This is a genomic window from Pricia sp., assembly GCF_041745955.1.
In the GTDB taxonomy this organism is placed as follows: Bacteria; Bacteroidota; Bacteroidia; order Flavobacteriales; family Flavobacteriaceae; genus Pricia.
Genome location: NZ_JBGTHY010000025.1, coordinates 1 through 4,280, shown reverse-complemented (window position 1 = coordinate 4,280; position 4,280 = coordinate 1). Strand labels below are relative to the sequence as shown.

Genomic DNA, 4,280 nt, shown 5'->3' with positions numbered 1-4,280 from the left:
TTACCGGGGTCGGGGGTATATACCGCGGAAGTCGATAGAAATATACCAACGGTACCGGTACCGAGTTCGGTCATAAAATCATCGCCAAAACGTAAAAAGCTGGTGTCCTGGGTATCTTTGCCCAATGCTACTGCACCTTCGGTAGGTGTTCCGCTCTCAGCGGTCAAGGTACCCTGTCTGGCCACGGTAAGTTCACCGATGGGAAGGGACGAATCCGTTTCTACGGTAACCGTGTCCGTTTCGGTGATGGTTTCCGTAACGGTAATGGTCTCGGGATCATCGTTGGAGCAGCTGCTTGCCACAATAAGGGCAATCACTGAAAAAATACTTGCAAGGGAAAAAATTCTTCGTTTCATAATAGCTTTGTTTTTTATTAATAGACCTGTTTTTAGGAAATAGCACTTGCCATCGACTGTCGATAGCTAGTAAGATTTCATGTACAAACCTAGCCAGCATATATCACAAAGATTTCACGAAAATCTAAAAAAACAATTTTGAATTCTAACGGTATTGTTTTGATATCGTGATAATTCGATTGCCCGTGCAGACTTTTGAGAAAGTGGGATTTTTGTCCTGTTGTAACTGCCCATACGTGTTCAAATAGTTACGAATTTGGGCGGACTGATGACGCCCCGTTCGGAGGCCGAGGAAATCGGGCAAAACTGGAACGAAAAGACTTCATGGGCGGACCGGCGAAGCATGTCCGCCCGGGGAGCATCGGAGTGAAGGGTTCCCCGGGGAGAATCGCAGTGGAGGGTTGCCCGACTTCCGCAGGGGTCTAGGATATGTTATTTTTTTTTGCAATTGATAATCCTCAACAATCCCTACCGTATGACTACTCCATATAGGCCTGCCATCGGACTATTAAATATTTGGCCTTTGGATTTTTTTTAAGGATAGAAAACCATAATCATAACAGAAAAGATAAACATCGCCCTTCGTGTTCTTCCAGTAGTGGGTGAAATATTTTGGATTGAACCCTTCGGCGCTCAGTTGTAAACCAGGCTATCAACGCCATAAAATTCTACTATGAAGTGGTCCACTAAATGAAATATAATGGGAAAGAGTATAAGCTAAGGAGTTAGTAATTCCGTTATGACATGAAGAAATTGGTTATGATCAAAAAGGCTCTTTGGCGTGTGCCTCAAGATATTCGATGATGGAATCCCTATCGTAAACGATGTGTTTCTTTTCGGGCTGCGAAAATCTGATTTTGCCCTCGTCCTGTAATTTTTGTAAGGTGGTTGGCGATTTTATTCTCAGTAACCGCATCGCTTCCATTTTGCCGATCCACTTATCTTGAATAATCGGTTCCATTTCTGACCTCACATACTTTATTACCCCATCCATTAGGGTAAAAAATGCTTTTTCTTCTATACAGATTACGTTCATAGATTGCCAATATAACAAATGATTTTTGGTATTTCCAAATCTGCAAACAGATGAAAATACATGAAAAGGAATTGCTCGATGATGACGCTTAAGATGGGAACTTTAGAAAAAGAAAAGAGAAAGACCGGCACAAGTTCAACTATGACCATTTGCCTGATTAGGTATCACAAATTGTGATACCATAAGTTTTTTAATGGAAAATATTTTGCAAAAAGTAGGCTGTACTAGTAAATATTTTGCTAAAAAGTGGGGATTAGCCTTTTACTGGAAAAACACAAGCATCATTATAATAGAAATTATTTTACCAAAAATCAATTATAATGGAAAATATTTTGCAATTTTGTCTTTAAAATAGTTAAAATGGAAAAAAATACGCCTTTACATCTACAAGAAATCATCTATGGTTCGCCTGACCCGGTAACTTCCCGTAGGATATCAAAGTGGGAAGGCGAAGGTATTGTACGCAAAATTGCCCCAAGAATCTACACCTCGAATCTTGAAGAAACACGCGCAGCTATTATACGTCGTAACCTGTTTCCTATTCTCGGGAATTTATATCCCGGTGCTGTTTTAAGCCATCGATCCGCTTTCGAGTTCGCTCCCACGGTTAAAGACCAAATCTTCGTGACCTATAAATACACTAAAAAAATACAGCTTCCGGGCATTACCATACGCTTTATGGAAGGCCCAAAAGCGATCGAGGGCGACACTTCTTTCTCGGGAGCCTTGATGGTTTCGCAACGGGAACGTGCCTTGCTCGAAAACCTCCAGGTTTCACGACAGACTGGTGCCGATTCCAAAACGCTTGCCTATCCCCAGATAGAGGAAAAACTGGAAAAGATAGTGCGCGTAAATGGAGAAGCGGAACTCAACCAAGTACGCGATCGTGCAAGGGATATTTCCAAAGAACTGGGAATGGAGAAGGAGTTCGAAAAGCTCAACAAAATCATAAGTGCCCTTTTGACCACTCGACCGGCAAAAGAATTGAAATCTCCCGTTGCAAAAGCACGTGCAATTGGTAGCCCTTATGACCCTGCCCGTATGCAACTCTTTGAAATCCTTTTTAGGGAATTGAAACAACAGGAATTCAAATACTATGAAGAAAAAAATACGACTACAGAAGCATATCGAAATTTTGCGTTCTACGAAAGTTACTTTTCCAACTATATCGAAGGAACAGTTTTTGAGATTAGTGAAGCAAAGCAAGTAATCGCCACTCAGCAGCCCCTACCTGCACGAAACGAAGATTCGCATGATGTGCTGGGAACATATCAATTGGTTTCCAACAGGAGGGAAATGAAAATAGTTCCATATTCCGCTGAGAATTTTTTGGAAATTCTTCAATACCGCCATTCTATTCTACTCAGCGCGCGCACCGATAAAAAACCCGGAAAGTTCAAGAATAAGAACAATCAGGCAGGGGACACTTCATTTGTCGAAATGGAGCTTGTACGGGGCACATTGTTACGAAGCTTTGACTTTTATAAGGCGTTGACACACCCTTTTGCCAAGGCGGCCTATATGATGTTCGTTGTAAGCGAAGTACATCCTTTTTTGGATGGTAATGGCCGTATCGCACGCGTTATGATGAACGCCGAACTATCCACGGCAGATCAGACCAAAATCATTGTCCCCACCGTATATCGAGAAGATTATCTGGGAGGGTTACGGAGATTGACAAGAAACAACGACGCCAAAGTTTATATCAGGATGTTAGAGCGTGCACAGGCTTTTAGCGATACTCTTTTAGGAAACGATATGGATGCGATGGAAGTTATTTTACGTGCAAGTAACGCTTTTAAAGAAAGTAATGAAGGGGTCTTGAAAATAGTCGAACCATAATAGGATTTGGTTTTTCCAAATTCAGAAAATATCGAAAAACGTTAGGCAGCTAAACGCAGTCGGACAATTCTTCTTCGGCTGATTAATCTTTTGTCATCAAACTTAAAACAGAAATTCCGAACAAAAAGAGAGGAAATCAGCAGAGGATTAAAAATGTCCATTTGTCTAAAGTAGCATCACAAAACTTGACACCTTAAATCATGGCAGTCTAGTAGATTGCCGTACCAATACCTATGTATTTTCGTCCCTTTGTCCGCAAACTTATTTCACGGTAAAAGGAAAAATGGAAAGAGGTCTTTTTTGACAGGTAGGGTATTTTAAAACGTGCTGTCTAAGCCATTAAACTAGGGTGTGTTAACACTAATTGCATCGAAAATCAGTGCGATATAGATAAAGGCGGTGAACATTACGTCAAGTTTGTCGAATCTTGAAAAGATCCGCCTGAATCCCTTGAGCCTTCTGAAAAGCCTTTCCACCTCGTTCCGTTTTTTGTACATTTCCCTGTTGTATTCCCAAGGTTCGAGCCTGTTTACCTTGGGCGGCACCACTGGATCGAAGCCCAGGTCGAGCGCCAGTTGCCGGGTCTCGTCGCCCTCATAGGCCCTGTCCATTATAAGGTATGCCCCTTTGCGCCCGGCGGGAATCTTCCTCATCAACGCCCGTCCCTCGGGCGCATTGTGCGCACTGCCGGGCGACAGGGAGAAGGTCAGTGCCGTTCGAGCATCTGCGGCAACCATATGAATCTTTGTCGTCCATCCCCCTCGTTACTTGCCGATGGACTGACCGCCGTTTTTTTTAAAGCGCCGGTCCCGTCGGGATGGACCTTTACCGATGTGCTGTCCAGGCCCATCGCCTCCACCTTGACCCTTATTATGCCGTTCTTCTGAAGGGCCCCGAAGACATTGTCGAGGGTCCCGTTCTTCGACCACCTGTTCATACGGGTATAGACCGTGTGCCAGTTCCCGAACCGTTCGGGGAGTGCACGCCACTTACAGCCCTGCTCCGCGACATACAGTATAGCATTGAGGACTTCGTGGTCCGAGAGC

General features: G+C 43.5%; 4 protein-coding genes and 1 pseudogene. 2 read left to right on the top strand and 3 right to left on the bottom strand.

Going from position 1 to position 4,280, the window contains the following annotated elements:
- Together ACEW8S_RS00890 and ACEW8S_RS00885 are read right to left on the bottom strand one after the other, a co-directional pair.
- On the bottom strand, positions 1-356 hold a 356-nt coding region (locus ACEW8S_RS00890), incomplete at its 3' end, for a hypothetical protein (protein WP_373516310.1).
- A 763-nt stretch (positions 357-1,119) separates the two neighbouring features.
- Positions 1,120-1,392, bottom strand: coding sequence for a helix-turn-helix domain-containing protein (locus ACEW8S_RS00885; RefSeq protein WP_373516309.1), 273 nt, complete (start codon positions 1,390-1,392; stop codon positions 1,120-1,122).
- A gap of 193 nt (positions 1,393-1,585) precedes the next feature.
- Between ACEW8S_RS00885 and ACEW8S_RS00880 the strand changes: the two genes are divergently transcribed.
- Positions 1,586-1,747: a hypothetical protein gene (locus ACEW8S_RS00880; RefSeq protein WP_373516308.1), complete on the top strand. Its 162-nt coding sequence runs from the start codon at positions 1,586-1,588 to the stop codon at positions 1,745-1,747.
- 5 nt (positions 1,748-1,752) lie between these two features.
- The gene (locus ACEW8S_RS00875; protein WP_373516307.1) at positions 1,753-3,234 is read left to right on the top strand and encodes a Fic family protein; all 1,482 of its coding nucleotides are present in this window, start codon (positions 1,753-1,755) and stop codon (positions 3,232-3,234) included.
- 344 nt (positions 3,235-3,578) lie between these two features.
- On the opposite strand, the pseudogene ACEW8S_RS00870 reads toward ACEW8S_RS00875, so the two are convergent.
- A pseudogene (locus ACEW8S_RS00870) lies at positions 3,579-4,280 on the bottom strand (IS5 family transposase); the annotation flags it as partial.